The organism is Parviterribacter multiflagellatus (genome assembly GCF_056863265.1).
The window spans coordinates 116316-133229 of the sequence record NZ_JBXPIZ010000011.1 but is presented as its reverse complement, the minus strand read 5'-3'; the positions used below and the strand labels follow the sequence as shown (position 1 = coordinate 133229).

The window sequence follows — 16914 nt, the reverse complement described above, 5'->3', positions numbered from 1 at the left end:
CGATCGTCGCGGGCGGGCGCGGTCCCGACATCACACGATCAGAGGATCCGGACCCTCATCCGCTCGCTCCCTCCTCGAGCTGCGGCTCGGCCGCGGCGATCCCCTGCTCCGCGCGCAGCAGCGCCATCCGCGCCCTGCGCGGCGCCGACGCCTCGCGCAGCGCGATCTTGATCACCGCGGCGAACGGCACCGCGAGGATCGCTCCCACGACCCCCAGCAGCGCGCTCGCGACCAGCACCGCGACGATCGTCGTGAACGCCGACAGCTCGACCGCCCGCCGGTAGACGATCGGGTAGACGACGTAGTTCTCGATCTGCTGGTAGATCAGCTGGATCACGATCGTCGCGATCGCCGCGGGCGTGCTCACCGTCAGCGCGACCAGCGCCAGGATGACCGCCGCGATCGTCGCGCCGACCTGCGGGATGAGGTCGAGCAGCCCGGTGATCAGGCCGAGCACGATCGGGAAGGGCAGGCCGAGCAGCCACGACGAGACGCCCGCGACCGTGCCCGCGACGATCGACACCGCGAGGTTGCCGAGCAGCGACGACGACACGGCGAGGATCGAGTCCTCGAGCACCGGGCGCCAGCGCGCCTCCACCGCCGGCGGCGTGAAGCCGAACAGCCAGTCGGTGATCGCCGGCCGCTCCATCAGCAGGAACAGCGCGAGGAACGCGAGCGTCACCAGCGAGAGGACCGAGCCGAACACGCCACCCGCCAGCCCGACCACCGCGCTCGCCGCCTCCGGCAGCCCGGCCGCCAGCTCCTGCAGCCCCTTGCGGATCGTGTCGTCCGCGCCCGCCGTCGCGGTGATGTCCTGGAAGACGTCGCTGCTCGTCAGCTCCTCCCAGTAGGCCGGCAGCTCGTGGACGAACTCGACGACCTGGTCCCACACCGGCCCGACCGCCAGCAGGACGAGCGTGACGACGGTGGCGCCGAGCGCCGCGAACACGACGAGCGCCGCCCGCCCGCGCGACCAGCCGCGACGGACGAGCGCGCTCACGACCGGGTCGAGCCCGAGCGCGAGGATCGCCGCGATGAAGACCGACAGCAGCGTGTCGAGCGCCAGCACCCCGAGCAGGACGACCGTCCCGAACGCCAGCAGCACGAGCAGCGTACGGACCGGCACGACGACCTCGACCCGGCGCGGCGGGGGCGGTGGCGTCATGCCGCCGACCGTCCCGCCACGCCGGGTGACGAAGCCTCACCCCGCCGGGTGAACCCCGGCTACTCGGTGGTCGCCACGCGCACGTCCACCACGCGCGAGGTGACCGCGCGGCTGCGCAGCCGCTGGCTGATCCGCACCTTGCCGGCGAACCGGTCCTTCGCGCGGACCGTGCGGGCGCCGAGCGCCGTCAGCGGCACGCGCACCGTCACCGCGCCGGCCTGCTTGACCGTCCGCTTCGTGGTCCGCAGGCCCGCGCCGCGCACGACGATGCGCCCGGCGCCGCGGACGCTCAGCTTCAGCACGAGCGCGCGCCCGGTGAGCGTCTGGCTCGTCACCGTCGGGCGCCACGCCGCGGCCGTGCACGGCACCTTGACCGGCAGCATCGCCGACCGCTTGGCCCCGTTGTGCGCGACGTACGACGCGCCGATCCGCAGGCCCTCGCACGGGAGCCCCGCCGCAGCCTGCAGCACCGCGTTCCCGGTCGCCGGGAGGTCGAGCTCGAACGAGGAGAGCGGCACGTCCGGCACCGACCCGAAGATCGTCCGGAGGTTGTTGCGCTTGGTCAGCGCGGTGTCGCCCTCGAGCCGCAGCGCGATGCCGTCGCCCGCGAGCAGCGCCGCGAGCTTCGGCAGCGGCGTGCCCGCGTCGACGAGCACCACCGGCCCGGTCAGCGGCGTCGCCAGGATCGACGTGACCGCGGTGGCGGTGCCCACCTTGGCGGACGCCGGGCAGGCGTTCGCGTCGAGCTGCGCCGTCGAGCACATGCCGCCGAGCGCCTCGAGGCGGACGGCGAGCTGCTTCGGGACGTCGACGGTCACCGAGCGCATGTTGGCCTCGCCGCTCGCCTGCCCGATCTTGACGTTGAGCCCGGCGGGCGGCGTCTTGCCCTTGCCCTCTGTCGCCGTCGCGACGAGCTTGGGCGCGAACGGCAGCGCGCCGCAGTCGGCGGCCTGGAAGCGGCTGCTCTGGTCGACCGACGTGCCGGTGGTCGACTTGAGCGTCGCGGCGATCTGCGCCGGCTCGCAGCTCGTCGGGTTGACGACGAAGCCGGGCCGGTCGAGCGTCAGCTCCACGCTGCGCAGGCGCAGCGGGATGCCGCCGAGCATCTGCGGCAGCGGGTCGGTCTCGACCTCGATGCGCGCGTCCGGGGTGACCCGGATCGCCGACCGCACCACGACGGTGCCGAGGTCGATCGGCCCCGCGATCGCGCGGATCACGAGCGCCATCCCGAACGGCGCGCCCTTGTACCCGTCGGTGAGGTACGCGGTGCCGCCCAGGTGCAGCGGCGCGGCGCCCGGGCCGGAGCCGACGACGACCTTGCCGATGCGGCTCGCCTCCGGGCACGCGCCCGTCGCGGCCGCCGCGGCGGCGCAGCGCGGCACGGAGCCGACGTCCGCCATCAGCCCCTGCGGCAGCCGCACCGAGGCGATCTGCCCCAGCTGCTGCGTGCGGTCCTCACGCGCGAGCTGGACGGTCAGCGCCGTCCGCTTGCCCGCGCCCGGGTCGGTGGTGCCGGCGGCGAACGCGGGCGTGAACGGCTGCTCGCCGCACTGGCCCTCGGCGCCCCACGCGATCGGCTGGTCGTCGAAGCGCACCGGCGCGAGGGCGGGCGCCGCCCAGGACGTCAGCACCGAGCTCGCGGCCCCCGTGCCGCACACCGCCGGCGTCGCCAGCGCCGCGCGCGGCCCACCGTCGAAGTGCAGCCGGAAGTCGGTGAACGGCAGCTGCGGGTTGTCGTCGAACGTCGCGGTCAGCCGGCCCGTCTGCGGGTCGGGTGTGATGTCGCCGATCAGCTTGAGCCGCACGCCGTCGGTCGATGCGTCGACGTACACCTGGTACCTGCCCGGCTGGTCCGCGGGCCCCATGTAGATCTTGCCCTCGAGCGGGTCGGGCACCAGCGGCGAGGCGATCTCGGTCCACCCGAGCACCGACGCGTCCGGGCACGCCGGGGCGGCCTCGCTCGTTCGCCCGAACTGCGCGGGCGTGCACGCCTGCAGCCCGTCCGACACGCCCGGCGAGAGCGTCAGCCCCTCGGGCAGCGTGACGACGGCCTTGCGCAGGTCCGCGCTCGCGACCCCGGTCGGGCTCTCGTTCTGCGGCACCTTCACGTCGACGGTCAGGCCCGTGGGCGTGTCGATGCTCGTCGTGTCGGGCGTCGCCGTCACGGTCGGCTCGAACGGCTGGTCCTCGCACCCGTGCGGATGCGGCGTCACCGTCTCGGCCGTCTTCCAGACGTCCGGGCTCTGCCAGGAGCGGACGCGCAGCGTCGTGACGAGCGGCTCGCCCTCACAGGCCGTCGGGTTGCGCATGAACGGCTTCGGCGTCGCGGTGCTCGGGCAGTTCCAGGAGGACGCGGGCGAGTAGCCGGCCGGGCACCACCGGTCGGGCGCGTGCGACGGATCGGCCGGCACGCCCCACAGGGTGAGCTTGGCCGAGTAGAGCCGCGCGGCCCGGTTGAGGTTGCGGATCGTGGTCGTGAGCCCACGGTCGGTCGCACGGATCGCCGTGTGGATCTGCACGCGCGGCGTGTTGACCACGAACGCGAACGTCGCCGGCTCGCCTCCCTCAGGGACCATGTTGTAGACGGGCACCTTGAGCGTCTGCGGAGGGCCCTCGGAGAGGCCGACCACCAGCTCGTTGATGCCGACCTGCGACTCCGGCGGGCACGCCGTGTTGGAGGTGTCGGTGAGCTGCGCCGGCGTGCACAGCTTCGCGGTGTGCGGGTTGCCGATCAGGCCCGGGGGCAGCTCGACGACGATGTCACGGGCGCCCTCGTCCGGCAGCGGGTACGTCGAGGGGCCCGGCTTCGTGTTCAGCGCGAACGCGACAGTCGCGTCCGGATGGCCGCCGGCGCGCTGATCGCTCACGTCGGTCGTGAACGACGCGATGCCGAACGCGGCGTGCGCCGGCGTTGCCGCGGCGAGCGCCGCGAGCACGGCGACGAGGCCGGCGAGCACGCAGCGCGTGAGGGTCGAGAGCATCGGCTGCTCCTGGGTCGCAGGGGACGCGAGGGGGAAGCTCATCGACCGGCCCCCGCGCGACGGAGCACGAGCGTCTGGCTCGTGCCGGTGGTCGAGGACGTGCCGGTGGCGTGCAGCCGGACGGAGAGCTTCCCGCTCCGGCGCAGCGCGCGCCGCGCGGCCTGCGAGAGCCGCAGCGTCACCGACGCGATCCCGGCCTGCTTCAGCGTGGCCTTGCCGCTGGCGACCGTGACGACCTTGCCGCCGATGGTCGCACGGGCGACGACACGGGCGGCGCCGGCCTGGGCGAGCGTGACCTTGACGCTCAGTCGGCCGGTCCGGGCCCAGCGGCTGCGGTCGGAGGCGGTGAGCTTGCGCAGCTTCGGCTCCGCCCCCTTCGTGCCGTCGCCGTCCGGGTTCTCGACCGCCGGACCCGCCGCAGGCGGGTTGCCCGGACGGTGGAGGACCGAGCCCGGGGCGGGCGGCACCGGCGCCGGCGTCCCGGCGCCACGGCACTCGGCCGCCTCGCCGCAGTCGGCGGACGGCTCAGGCTCGGGGAACCCGCCACCGAGCCTGGCGACGTACAGGTCCGTGCCGCCACGGTCGGTGTCCCACGCGGTCAGCGTCGCGCGGGTGCGGAAGAAGACGCTGCTCCCGTCAGGAGTGACGTCGATGAAATGCGCGGGGTCCTCGTCGATGCCGACCGAGAACAGCGACGCGCGTTCGCCGTCCCACACGTACACGTCGCTGAGCTCGTCGTCGTCCGCCGGATCGACCGGCGCGGTGGTCTCGAAGAACAGGAGCCCGTCGTCGGTCACGTTGCGCGCCTGCATCGTGCCGTCGATCGGGAACGGGGCGCTCTGCGCGAGGTCGAACAGGCCGCCCGCGTGCTTGGCCGTCGGGAGGCCGTCGGTGCGGCAGGAGACGCATGAGAGCTCCGCGGCCTCCGCGTCCCACACGTAGACCTGGCGCTGGTTCTCGATGCCGGTGTCGAAGGTGCCGATCTTGGTCTTGGCGGCGAACACGAAGATCGAGCCGTCGGGGCTCAGGCGCCCGTTGTGGTGCCCCTCCTTGCCCACGGCCCACAGGTCGTTCATGTCGAGGCTCGAGTTGAGCGTCGCCACGTGCTGGCGGGGCGCGCCTTCCCGCCACAGGTAGAGCTCCTGCTTGCTGGCCTCGAACGCGATGTACGCGACGGCGCTGCCGTCGGCCGACGCCTGGACGACGCTGTTGACGCCCCCGGTGGCGCCCGCGCTCACCAGCAGCATGCTGTCGGTCTCGAGGTCGTACCGGTACAAGCCGTTCACGCTGGCCGTCGCGTGCGCGCCGTCGGTCAGCTGGCGCGTCGTGGTGAAGAAGACGTATCGCCCGTCCGTCGACGCCGTCTGGAACGTCGCGGTCGCTGCCGCCGGGACGACGCCGTCGGTGCGGTGCAGCGTCGCCACGGGAGTGCTCGTGCCGTCCTCGCGCACGTACACCTGGCGGGGGTTCGCGGTCGTGCTGAAGATGATGCGCCGGCCGTCGGTGGAGACCGCGCGCTTGACCCGGGGGCCGCCGTAGTCGTCCGCGGTCGGGCCCGTGCCGCCGCCCAGCACCGCGCCGCCGCTCGTCGCGCCGCTCACCTCGCTGACCAGCTCGAGCGTGCCGTTGCGCCATGCGTAGACCTGGCTCGTCCCGCCGGGAACGGTCGGGTGGATCTCCTTGCTGGTCTGGATGACCGCCGTGCTCCCGTCGGGCGACTGGCCGCCGTAGACCGCGTCCGGCGCCGTGCCGGTGTCGGGCGCGCCCGCACGCTTGGTCAGCCACTGCACCGTCCCGTCGGGCCGGGACAGGTACACGTCGAGACCCCCACCACCGAAGGCGTCCTTGTTCTGGTCGGCGGGGTCGAGCGCGACGGCCGTGTTGAAGAACGTGCCGCTGAGGTCCGAGAAGACACCGAACGGCGACATGGCGTCGGTCGTGAGCGTCGGGCTGTCGCTGGGCGGGCGCGGTGTGTGCATCTCCGGGACCCACCCCGTCGGCGTGCGACGTGAGACGTACGAGGAGTAGAAGAGCGCGGCGGGCAGCCCGGGCAGCGTGCCGGGGCTGGTGAACCGCACGGCGTTGCCGTCGACCGTGGCCGACGAGCCGTCCGTGACGCCGTTGCCCTCCAGGGCGCCTGGGGTCACGAGCTCGTACGCGTACTCCTCGTCCGCCGCGTTCGCCGCCGCGGGCACAGCGGCGCACAAGGCGGCAGCTGCGAGCAGACCGATTCCTCTGACGTGTCTCGGCACGACCTGGGGCTCCTCCTGTGGGGTGGTGTTCGGCGGCCTCCCAGCGCCGGGACAGGCGCGCACCATATACGGTTTCGTACACGAGGTACCGAAACGTTTTTCAGTGCGCTGCGAACACCCGCTCAGACGCCTGGCACGTAGGCGTCGAGCGCGCGCGTGAGGAGCTCGCGCGCGCGGTCGGGCGCGACCGTCCCGGCGAGGCAGCGCAGGCTGAGCCCTTCGACCGTCGCGGTGAGCTGCTCGGCCGCCTCGCGCGGGTCGACACCGGGGGCGATCGAGCCGTCCGCGACGCCCGCCGCGATCGCCGCCTCGACCCGCGCGTTCCAGTCCGCGGTGACGCGCTGGAGCGCCTCGCGCAGCGTGGGGTCGAAGACCGCCGACGCGCTCACCTCGTTCCACACGATCGCGTTGTCGCGCACCGCCGGGGCGTCGTCGAGCTCGCCGTGCAGCGCCTCCACCAGCCACGCGCGCGCGTTCCCGCCCGTGTCGGGCGCGGCACCGTTGCCGCGCATGCTCGGCGCCTGCTCGTTGGCCCGTTCGAGCGCCGCGCGGACGAGGTCCGCGCGGTCGCCGAAGTGGTAGTAGAGGAGCGGCGTCGAGACGCCCGCCTCGCGCGCGACGTCCTCGACACGCAGGTTGCGCACGCCGCGCGCGGCGATGACCTTGGTCGCCGCCGCGAGGATCGCGCCGCGCGTGTCCCGGCGCGGGCTCACCCCAGCAGGTAGCGGCCGGAGAGCGCGACCTCGGCCACGCCCTCGATGCCGACGACCTCGCCGTCGACGCGCACCTCGCGGCCGTCCGGGCTGACCGTCACGTCGGCCAGCCGGTCGTTGCGCACCATGTCCTTCGCCCCGATGTCGCGGCAGCCCTGCACGACCGACCGCCGCCGCGTCGTCGGCAGCTCGGTGTCCGCGGCCGCCGCGGCGGTGAAGGCGATCGAGAGCCGCCCGGGCGCCGCGCCCACGCCGCCGACCTGTGGGCGCACGGTGACCGGCTCGCACAGCGCGGTGGTGGCGTTCGGGTCGCCGCTCGCGCCCCACGCGGGCAGGCCGCACTTGACGACCAGCTCGGGCCGCACGGCGAACAGCTCCGGCTTCCACAGCACGCAGTCGGCGACGCGGCCGACGGTGAGCGCGCCGACGTCGTGCGCGAGGCCGTGGGTGAGCGCCGGGTTGATCGTGACCTTGGCCAGGTGGCGCAGGACGCGCTCGTTGTCGTGCGGACCTTCGCCGCCCCGCACGCGCTTCATCACGTCCGCGTTCTGGAACGCGCGCCGGACGACCTCGCCCGCGCGCCCCATGCCCTGCGAGTCGCTGGAGAGCATGTGGACGATCCCGAGGTCGTGCAGGACGCCCTCGGCCGCCATCGTCCCGGTCCGCACGCGGGCGCGGATCGCCTCGCGGTCGCCCGCCACGCGGCCCGGCTCCAGCACGTGCACGGCGGCGACCATCGCCTCGTGCTCGGCCGCCGTGTCGACGCCGTACGGGACGGTCGGCGACGTGGAGGATGTGAGGATGTTCGCGCGCCCCGCGAGCTCCATCAGGTTCGGCGCGTGGCCGCCGCCGGCGCCCTCGATGTGGAACGCGTGGACGCTGCGGCCGGCGAACGCGCGCAGCGTGCCGTCGACGGAGAGCACCTCGTTGAGCCCGTCGGTGTGGATCGCGAGCTGGACGTCGTGCTCGTCGCACACGCGCAGCGCGGTGTCGATCTGCACCGGGCCCGCGCCGACGTCCTCGTGGATCTTGAGCCCGCCGCCGCCCGCGCGGAGCATCGCCGCGACCGGCTCGGGCCGCGAGGAGGAGCCGCGGACGAGCAGGCACGCGTTGATCGGCGACCCCTCGAGCGCGGCCCACGCGAGCGCGAGGCCCTCCTCGGGGTTCGTGCCGAGGTTCCACACCGGGCCGTAGTCCTGGCTCACCATCGTCGTGACGCCGGACGCGAGCAGCGCGTCGGTGACCTGCGGCGAGAGCCAGTGCACGTGCGTGTCGATGCCGCCGGGCGTGACCACCATCCCCGTCGCGTCGAGCACCGCCGTGGTCACGTCGAGGACCACGTCGACGCCGTCCATCGTGTCCGGGTTGCCGGCCCGGCCGACGCTCACGATGCGCCCGTCCTTGACGCCGATCGACGCGTACCTGACGCCGAGCAGCGGGTCGAGGATCAGGCCGCCGGTGATCGCGATGTCGACGCCGCCGCGCTCGGCGCGCACGCCGAGGCCGTCGCGCATCGTGTTGCCGAACCCGGGGATCAGCTCGTCGGGGCCGCGGACGTCGTCGCGCTCGGGGACGACGTGCAGGTCGGTGTCGCCCAGGCGGACGGCGGTGATGTCAGGCACCCGCGTATCCCTTCTCGCGCGCGGCGGCCAGCGCCGCGTCCCTCGCCCCGGGCGCGTCGAGCGGCCCGTCGACCAGCTCCCCGTGCCCGCGCACCACGCGCGCGCCGGCGATCGGCGTCAGCGCGACCTCGCGCGGCTCGCCGGGGAGGAAGAAGCACTTCGCGCGCGCGGGCAGCGCGAGGCGCATGCCGTACGCGGCGGCGCGATCGAAGTCGAGCCGCGGGTTCGTCTCGAAGAAGTGGAAGTGGCTCGTCACCGCGATCGGGATGTCCGCCGTGTTCGTGACCGTGAGCCGCGCCGCGGCGTCCTCGCGCCACGGCAGCTCCGGCTCGGCGTCGTGGTCCGCGGGCGCGGGCGGCGGCCCGAGCGGGTCCTCGACGACGACCAGATGGCGGCCGTCGCGGAAGAGCGCCTCGACCTCGATGCGCGGCACCAGCGCGCGGACGCCGTCGAGCACGTCCTCCTCCCCGAGCACGTCGTACGCGCGCGCGACGACCTCGTGGTAGCGCAGGCCGTCGCGGGCCAGCTCGCAGATCGCGTCGGAGACGATCGCGGTCGCCTCGGCCTGGTTGAGCTCGAGCCCGCGTGCGCGCCGGCTGCGGGCCAGCTCCGCGGCGAGGAAGAGGAGCAGCCGCTCCTGCTCCTGGGGCAGCAGCCTCATCGCCGCACCGCGGGCTGCTGCTGCGTGATGCAGTGGATGCCGCCGCCGCGCGCGAACAGCGGCCGCGCGTCGACGAGCTCCACCCGCCGGCCCGCGTACGCCGCGCCGATGATCTGCGCCGCGCGTGCGTCGGCCTCGGGCTCGCCGAAGCCGCACAGCACGACGCCGCCGTTGACGACCGAGTGGTTGATGTAGCTGTAGTCGACCGGCCCGTGCTCGTCGTGGGTGAACCGCGGCGCGGGCACCTCGATCACGGTCAGCCGCCGGCCCCGCGCATCGGTCTCCCCGCGCAGCAGCTCGGCGACCTCGCGCGTGACCTCGTGGTCGGGGTGCGCCGGGTCGTCCTGGCGGTGGACGAGCACCGTGCCGGGCGAGGCGAACGTGGCGACGATGTCGACGTGGCCGCGCGTGCCGAACTCGTCGTAGTCGCGCGTGAGGCCGCGCGGGAGCCAGATGACCTTCTCCGCGCCGAGCGTCCGCGCCAGCTCCGCCTCGACCCGCGCCTCGTCCCAGCCGGGGTTGCGGCCCTCGTCGAGCTGCACCGTGCGCGTGATGAGCACCGTGCCCTCGCCATCGACGTGGATGCCGCCGCCCTCGTTGACCATCGGCGAGCCGACGACCTCCACGCGCGCCGCGTCCGCGACGGTGCGCGCGACCTGCGCGTCGTGCTCCCACCGCGCCCACGACTGGCCGCCCCAGCCGTTGAAGACCCAGTCGACCGCCCGCAACGCGCCGCCGGCGTCGTGCACGAACGTCGGGCCGATGTCGCGCATCCACGCGTCGTCGAGCGGCGCCTCGAGCAGCTCCACGCGCGGATCCAGGTGGCGCCGCGCGTCCTCGAGCGCGACCGGGTCGACGAGCATCGTCACCGGCTCGAACGCGACGATCGCGCGCGCCACCGCGGCCCACGTCGCGCGCGCCTCCTCGGGGTCGTCGCCCAGCGTGTAGCCGTGCGACGGCCACGCCATCCACGTCCGCTCGTGCGGCGCCCACTCCGGCGGCATCCGCAGCGCGGTTCGACGGTCCACGGTCTCTGGCGCGCTCATGACGCGCGACGGTACCAGTCGCAGCCGCGTTCCTGAAACTTCTTCAGGAACTTGGCCGTGGCGTGTGCCCGCCCGTGCGCGTCAGGCGCCGACGTAGTCCGCCAGGTGCTCCCCGGTGAGCGTCGAGCGGCCGGCGACGAGGTCGGCGGGCGGGCCCTCGAACACGACCTGGCCGCCGTCGTGGCCGGCGCCCGGGCCGAGGTCGATGATCCAGTCCGCGTGGGCCATGACGGCCTGGTGGTGCTCGATGACGATCACCGACTTGCCGGCGTCCACGAGCCGGTCGAGCAGGCCGAGGAGCTGCTCGACGTCGGCCAGGTGCAGGCCGGTCGTCGGCTCGTCGAGGACGTAGACCCCGGGCGGGCGGGAACCGGTCCCCATGTTCGTGGCGAGCTTGAGGCGCTGCCGCTCGCCGCCCGACAGCGTCGTCAGCGGCTGGCCGATCGTGAGGTAGCCGAGCCCGACGTCCACGAGCCGGTCGAGGATCTTGTGCGCCGCGGGCAGCTTCGCGTCGCCGCCTGAGAAGAACGCCTCCGCCTCGGCGACCGACATCGCGAGCACCTCGCTGATGTCCTTGCCGCCGAGCTTGTGATCGAGCACCGACGCCTCGAACCGCTTGCCCTCGCACTCCTCGCACGGGCTCGCGACCGTGGCCATGATGCCCAGGTCGGTGTAGATCACGCCCGCGCCGTTGCAGGCCGGGCACGCACCGTCGGAGTTCGCGCTGAACAGGCCGGGCTTGACGCCGTTGGCCTTCGCGAACGCCTTGCGGATCGGGTCGAGCAGGCCGGTGTACGTCGCCGGGTTGCTGCGCCGCGAGCCGCGGATCGCGCCCTGGTCGACCACGACGACGCCGTCCCGGCCGGCCACCGATCCGTGGATGAGCGAGCTCTTGCCCGAGCCGGCCACGCCGGTGACGACCGTCAGCACGCCGAGCGGGATGTCGACGTCGACGTCCTGGAGGTTGTTCGTGCTCGCGCCGCGGATCTCGAGCGCGCCCGACCGCTCGCGCACCGTCTCCTTCAGCTGCGCGCGGTCGTCGAGGTGGCGCCCGGTCAGCGTGTCCGCGCCGCGCAGCTCCTCGACCGTCCCCTGGAACACGATCTCGCCGCCCGCGGAGCCGGCGCGCGGCCCGAGGTCCACGACGTGGTCGGCGATCGCGATCATCTCCGGCTTGTGCTCGACGACGAGCACGGTGTTGCCCTTGTCGCGCAGCTGCAGCAGGAGGTCGTTCATCCGCTGGATGTCGTGCGGATGCAGGCCGATGCTCGGCTCGTCGAAGACGTAGGTGACGTCGGTGAGGGAGGAGCCGAGGTGGCGGATCATCTTCGCCCGCTGCGACTCACCGCCCGACAGCGTGCCCGACGGGCGGTTGAGCGACAGGTAGCCGAGCCCGATCCCGACGAACGAGTCGAGCGTGTGGCGCAGGCCCGCGAGCAGCGGCGCGACCGAGGGCTCGTCCAGCCCGCTCACCCACTCGGCGAGGTCGGTGATCTGCATCGCGGACGCGTCGGCGATCGAGACGCCGTCGATCTTCGACGCGCGCACCTCGGGGCTCAGCCGCGTGCCCTCGCAGTCCGGGCACGTCGTGAACACCACCGCGCGCTCGACGAACGCGCGGATGTGCGGCTGCATCGCGTCGACGTCCTTGGAGAGCATCGACTTCTGGATCATCGGGATCAGGCCCGTGTAGGTCAGGTTGATCCCGTCGACCTTGATCTTCGTCGCCTCCTTGTAGAGGAGGTCGTGGCGCTCGCGCTTGGTGTACTTCGCGATCGGCTTGTCGGGGTCGAAGAACCCGGCGCCGCGGAAGATCCGCCCGTACCAGCCGTCCATCGAGACGCCCGGGATCGTGAGCGCGCCGTCGTTGAGCGACTTGCTCTCGTCGTAGAGCGCGGACAGGTCGAAGTCGTTGACCGCGCCGCGCCCCTCGCAGCGCGGGCACATGCCGCCGACGCGGCTGAAGCTCGCCGCCTCGGTGATCGTCTTGTCGCCGCGCTGGACGGTGATGCCGCCGCTGCCGCTCACGGACGCGACGTTGAACGAGTACGCGCCCGGCCCGCCGATGTGCGGCTCGGCCAGCCGGCTGAACAGGATGCGCAGCATCGCGTCGGTGTCGGTGACCGTGCCGACGGTGGAGCGCGGGTTCGCGCCCATACGCTCCTGGTCGACGATGATCGCCGTCGTCAGGCCGTCGAGCACGTCGACCTCGGGCCGCGCGAGCGAGGGCATGAAGCCCTGCACGAACGCGCTGTACGTCTCGTTGATCAGCCGCTGCGACTCGGCGGCGATCGTGCCGAACACGAGCGAGCTCTTGCCCGACCCGGAGACGCCCGTGAACACCGTGAGGCGCCGCTTGGGGATCTCGACGCTGACGTCCTTCAGGTTGTTCACGCGCGCGCCGTGCACGCGGATCAGGTCGTGGCTGTCGGCAGCGTGCCCGCTGCGCGCGGACGTCTCCGGGGCGGTCGCCATCGCTCAGACCTGCTGGATGCGGAGCAGGTTGCCGGAGGGGTCGCGGATCGACGCGTCGCGGATGCCGTACGGCTGGTCGATCGGCTCCTGCACGACCTCGGCGCCGCTGGCCTGCAGGCGGTCGAACGTGCCGTCGATGTCGGTCGACGCGAGGTTGATCGACGCGTACGTGCCCTTCGCCATCATCTCGCTGATCATCCGGCTCTCGTCCTCGGTCAGCCCCGGGTCGGACTCCGGCGGGTAGAGGACGATCGAGGTGCCGGGCTGATCGGGCGGGCCGACGGTGATCCAGCGCATGCCCTGGTAGCCGACGTCGTTGCGGACCTCGAAGCCGAGGACGTCGCGGTAGAACGCGATCGCGGCCTCGGCGTCGTTGTGCGGGAGCATCGCCTGGTGGATGGTGAGGTTCGTCATGGGGGGCACGCTACGTGCGGGTCGTGGTGGTCGCTTCTCGATTCCTGACGGGTCGCGTGACGCGCTTGGCGACGCACGGCGCCATCCCGTCGGTGGCGCCGGCCTGCTCACGCCGGTAGACGCTCGGCGGCACGCCGACCAGCTCGGTGAACCGCGTGCTGAACGTGCCGAGCGACTGGCAGCCGACCTCGAAGCACACCTCGGTGACGCTGAGGTCGCCGCGGCGCAGGAGCGCCATCGCACGCTCGATCCGGCGCGTCATCAGGTAGCTGTACGGCGACTCGCCGTACGCGGCCTTGAACTGGCGGCTGAGGTGACCGGCCGACATGTGCTCCCCGCGCGCGAGCGCCTCGACGTCGAGCGGCTGGGCGTACTCGCGGTCGATGCGGTCGCGCACGCGCCGCAGCCGCGCCAGGTCCTTCAGGTGCTCGTTCGCGGGGGTGCCGGCCACGACCGAGATCGTGGCACACGCACTCAGGTCGCGACCGGGAACCGGACGCCGGCGGCGCAGGTGCGGTCGCGCCCCTCGGCCTTGGCCGTGTAGAGCGCGGCGTCGGCGCGCGCGAGCAGCTCGTCCGCGGACTCCTGCGCGTTCCACAGAGCCACGCCGGCCGAGCACGTCCGCCCCTCCGGCACCGCCCCGCGCAGGCGCTCGACGACCGCGGTCGCCTCCTCCAGGTCGCAGCCGGGGAGCGCGACGGCGAACTCCTCGCCGCCCCACCGGGCGAGCAGGTCGATGTCGCGCAGCTGTCCGCTCCACGCCTCGGCGCACGCGACGAGCAGCAGGTCACCCGCGTGGTGGCCCTCGGTGTCGTTGACGGCCTTGAAGTGGTCGAGGTCGAGCAGCGCGACGCAGAGCGGGTAGCCGTGGCGCTCGGCGCGGCTCAGCTCCTCCGCGATCGTGTCGTCCCACACGCGGCGGTTGGCCAGGCCGGTCAGCCCGTCCGTCGTCGCGCGGGCCTGGAGGCGCGCGAGCAGGTCGGCGCGCTCGATCGCGACGGCGGCCTCGGCCGCCAGCAGCGCGATGACGCTGGCCTGCTGGTCGCTCAGGCTCCCGACGGCCTCGGTCCAGCCGACCGCCAGCACGGCGACCGTCTCGCCGTCCTGGACGACCGGCTGCCAGAGCGCGGACTCGAGCTCGAACTCGTCGCGGATGCGCGGCGAGATGACCGAGCTCGTCGCCGCGTCGCGGACGAAGACCGGAGCGGCGGTGCGGAACGCGACCGCGCTGGCGGACGGCTCGTCGACGCGCAGGCGGATGCTCGGCATGCCGCGGCCGGCGGACGCGGTCGAGACGAGCTCGTCGCCGCGCCGCTCGATCAGCGCCGTGAACGCCGCGCCCGAGACGCGCAGCGCGGCGGCGGCGATCGCGGAGCGCGCGTCGCCGCTGGTGGGCAGCACGCGGGCGACCTCGGCGACGGCGGCCATGCTCTCGCGGTGGCGGCGGTCGGCCTCCTCGGCCTCGCGGCGCACGGTGACGTCGCGGCTCAGGCCGCTGACCGCGATCGCGCCGGTGGCGGGGTCGACCATCCGGTGCGCCTCGACCTCCACCCAGCGCACCTCGCCGTCGCGGGCCAGGTACCGGTGCTCGAACGCCTCGCGCTGGCGCGCGCCCGTGATCAGCCGCGTGAACACCGCGGTGACGCCGTCGCGGTCCTCGGGGTGGACGAACTCGAGCGCGCGACGGCCGAGCGTCTCGTCGAGCGTGTAGCCGGTGACGGTCGACCAGGCGGGGCTGAGGAACGTCCACTGCCCGCCGGCGTCGGCCTGGAAGACGACCTCGTCGATGTGGTCGAGCAGCAGGCGGAAGCGCTGCTCGCTCTCCTCGAGCCGGCGCGTCGCGAGGGCCTCCTCGCGCTCCTGCGCCGACAGGGCCGCGACCATGTGGTTGACGCCCGCGGTCAGCGCGGCCAGCTCGCCGGTGCCCCGCGCGGAGAGCTGGATGTCGCGCCGCCCGCCCGCCACGTCGGCGACCGCGTCGGTCGCTGCGCGCACCGGGCGGACGACCGCGAGCACGAAGAAGGCGACGAGCCCGATCACGCTGAGCACGGTCGCGGCCAGCCCGGCCCACGCCACGGTGGCGGCGCGGCGCGACGTGCTCTCGGCCCGCGCGGCGCGGCCGGCGGCCAGCAGCTCCTGGCGGCCGTGGAAGTCCTGGAAGAGCGCACGCAGCCGGTCCATCCGGTTCTGCCCCTCCCACACGAAGGCGTCGGCGTCGTGCACGGCGACGTGGCGCGCGCCGCTCGCGACGGGCGCGGCGTACTCGCGCACGTAGGCGCCGGCGAGCGTGTCGATCTCGTGCACGCTCGGCTCCTGCTCGGAGCCGGCGACGAGCCGCCGCAGCTGCGCGGTGGCGCCCGGCAGGACGCGGCGCGCCTCGCGGTACGAGGTGAGGAAGCGCGGGTCCCGCGTCAGGACGAACGCGCGCGTCGCGGTCTCCAGGTCGATGACCAGCCGCTCCACCTCGCGCGCCTGGGCGGAGACGTCCGCCGAGCGAGCGCTGGTCGCCTCCGCCTCGGTGCGGTCGGACTCCGCCCGCAGGGTCAGGAAGAACAGCCCGGCGACGAGCGCGAGCAGCATCGCGCCGAGGCCGAGGACCCGGGTGAGCAGGCGCTCGCGGCGACGGAGCGGCCGGAGGCTGAGACGTGCGACGGGGGACACAGCCGCTTGGTCGTCGCACCTTGACCTTCTGCTGAGCGGCGTGGACGAACGACCGAGCCGCATTGGCGCGAGCGCGCCACCGGCGAGCGGCGGCGCGCCAGTCGGCTCAGGCTCAGGCCTCGGCGGCCACCGCGGACGCCTCCGGGGCGACCGGGCGGCTGCCCGCGAACAGGAACGTGTGGAGGACGGCGCCGAGGGCCGCGCCGAGCAGCGGCGCGAGGATGAAGAGCCACAGCTGCTCGAGCGCCCAGCCGCCGACGAAGAGCGCCGGGCCGAGGCTGCGGGCCGGGTTGACGCTGAGGTTGTCGACCGGGATGCCGACGAGGTGGATCAGCGTCAGCACCAGGCCGATCGGGATGCCGGCGAACGCGACCTGGGCGATGCGGTCCGTCGCGGACAGCACGGTGAAGACCAGCAGCGCGGTGAGGATGATCTCGATCAGCAGCGCCCCTCCGAGCGGATAGCCGCCGGGCGAGTGGTCGCCGTAGCCGTTCGCGCCGAAGCCGTTGTCGCTGAGGTCGTAGCCGCCCTCCCGCGACTTGACGACGACGAAGAGCGCGAACGCGGCGAGCACCGCGCCGATCGCCTGGCCGATCCAGTACTGCACCGCCTCGGGGAGCGTGAGGCGGCGGGCGGCGACCAGCCCTGCGGTGACCGCGGGGTTGACGTGGCAGCCGGAGATCGGCCCGATCGCGTACGCCATCGCCAGGAGCGAGAGCCCGAACGCGAACGCGACGCCGAGCGCGCCGACGGCCTCGCCGGCGATGACGGCGGTCCCGACGCCGCCGAACACGAGGACGAACGTCCCCACGCACTCCGCTGCCGCGATGCGACGATCGGCCATCCCCCACGCTCCTGGTTCGCTGCTTGCAACTGCGCCGGGAACCCTCACCGCGGGAGCCGAACTATGTCAAGCCCCTTCAT

General features: G+C 73.7%; 12 protein-coding genes. All 12 read right to left on the bottom strand.

The genetic code is table 11. The annotated features are described in order from the left end of the window. Positions 1-55 precede the first annotated feature (55 nt). The 12 genes from AC1UE5_RS22795 to aqpZ all read right to left on the bottom strand — a co-directional run bounded on the left by AC1UE5_RS22795 (position 56) and on the right by aqpZ (position 16834). Complete coding sequence (locus AC1UE5_RS22795) at positions 56-1165, bottom strand: AI-2E family transporter (protein ID WP_482927920.1); 1110 nt, start codon at positions 1163-1165, stop codon at positions 56-58. A 59-nt stretch (positions 1166-1224) separates the two neighbouring features. Beyond that, positions 1225-4188, bottom strand: coding sequence for a hypothetical protein (locus AC1UE5_RS22790; protein ID WP_482927918.1), 2964 nt, complete (start codon positions 4186-4188; stop codon positions 1225-1227). Then, the gene (locus AC1UE5_RS22785) at positions 4185-6341 is read right to left on the bottom strand and encodes a TolB-like translocation protein (RefSeq protein ID WP_482927916.1); all 2157 of its coding nucleotides are present in this window, start codon (positions 6339-6341) and stop codon (positions 4185-4187) included. The genes AC1UE5_RS22790 and AC1UE5_RS22785 overlap by 4 nt, the downstream gene beginning before the upstream one ends. Before the next feature lie 179 nt (positions 6342-6520). Continuing rightward, entirely contained in the window at positions 6521-7111 is a 591-nt protein-coding gene (locus AC1UE5_RS22780) for a TetR/AcrR family transcriptional regulator (RefSeq protein WP_482927914.1), read from the bottom strand. After that, on the bottom strand, positions 7108-8733 hold the full coding sequence (locus AC1UE5_RS22775) for an urease subunit alpha (protein WP_482927912.1): 1626 nt from the start codon (positions 8731-8733) through the stop codon (positions 7108-7110). Before AC1UE5_RS22775 ends, AC1UE5_RS22780 begins: the two co-directional genes overlap by 4 nt. After that, positions 8726-9394: an urease subunit gamma gene (gene ureA, locus AC1UE5_RS22770; RefSeq protein ID WP_482927910.1), complete on the bottom strand. Its 669-nt coding sequence runs from the start codon at positions 9392-9394 to the stop codon at positions 8726-8728. The genes AC1UE5_RS22775 and ureA overlap by 8 nt, the downstream gene beginning before the upstream one ends. Next, positions 9391-10440: an agmatine deiminase family protein gene (locus AC1UE5_RS22765; protein WP_482927908.1), complete on the bottom strand. Its 1050-nt coding sequence runs from the start codon at positions 10438-10440 to the stop codon at positions 9391-9393. The genes ureA and AC1UE5_RS22765 overlap by 4 nt, the downstream gene beginning before the upstream one ends. Positions 10441-10521: 81 nt before the next feature. Continuing rightward, entirely contained in the window at positions 10522-12915 is a 2394-nt protein-coding gene (locus AC1UE5_RS22760) for an excinuclease ABC subunit UvrA (protein ID WP_482927906.1), read from the bottom strand. A gap of 3 nt (positions 12916-12918) precedes the next feature. Further along, positions 12919-13329, bottom strand: a complete 411-nt coding sequence (locus tag AC1UE5_RS22755; RefSeq protein WP_482927904.1) for a VOC family protein — start codon at positions 13327-13329, stop codon at positions 12919-12921. Between the two features lie 10 nt (positions 13330-13339). After that, positions 13340-13780: a helix-turn-helix transcriptional regulator gene (locus AC1UE5_RS22750; RefSeq protein ID WP_482927902.1), complete on the bottom strand. Its 441-nt coding sequence runs from the start codon at positions 13778-13780 to the stop codon at positions 13340-13342. 23 nt (positions 13781-13803) lie between these two features. Beyond that, positions 13804-15990 carry a diguanylate cyclase gene (locus tag AC1UE5_RS22745; protein WP_482927900.1) on the bottom strand — a complete coding sequence of 729 codons (2187 nt, stop codon included), beginning with the start codon at positions 15988-15990 and terminating at the stop codon, positions 13804-13806. A 112-nt stretch (positions 15991-16102) separates the two neighbouring features. Continuing rightward, positions 16103-16834: an aquaporin Z gene (gene aqpZ / locus AC1UE5_RS22740; RefSeq protein WP_482927898.1), complete on the bottom strand. Its 732-nt coding sequence runs from the start codon at positions 16832-16834 to the stop codon at positions 16103-16105. Positions 16835-16914: the final 80 nt, after the last annotated feature.

What these genes read in the sequence shown, in the direction of transcription:
- AC1UE5_RS22760 (WP_482927906.1), bottom strand. Translation starts at nt 12,915, where the DNA reads ATGGCGACCGCCCCGGAGACGTCCGCGCGCAGCGGGCACGCTGCCGAC.
- AC1UE5_RS22795 (WP_482927920.1), bottom strand. Translation starts at nt 1,165, where the DNA reads ATGACGCCACCGCCCCCGCCGCGCCGGGTCGAGGTCGTCGTGCCGGTC.
- aqpZ (WP_482927898.1), bottom strand. Translation starts at nt 16,834, where the DNA reads ATGGCCGATCGTCGCATCGCGGCAGCGGAGTGCGTGGGGACGTTCGTC.
- AC1UE5_RS22755 (WP_482927904.1), bottom strand. Translation starts at nt 13,329, where the DNA reads ATGACGAACCTCACCATCCACCAGGCGATGCTCCCGCACAACGACGCC.
- ureA (WP_482927910.1), bottom strand. Translation starts at nt 9,394, where the DNA reads ATGAGGCTGCTGCCCCAGGAGCAGGAGCGGCTGCTCCTCTTCCTCGCC.
- AC1UE5_RS22790 (WP_482927918.1), bottom strand. Translation starts at nt 4,188, where the DNA reads ATGAGCTTCCCCCTCGCGTCCCCTGCGACCCAGGAGCAGCCGATGCTC.
- AC1UE5_RS22765 (WP_482927908.1), bottom strand. Translation starts at nt 10,440, where the DNA reads ATGAGCGCGCCAGAGACCGTGGACCGTCGAACCGCGCTGCGGATGCCG.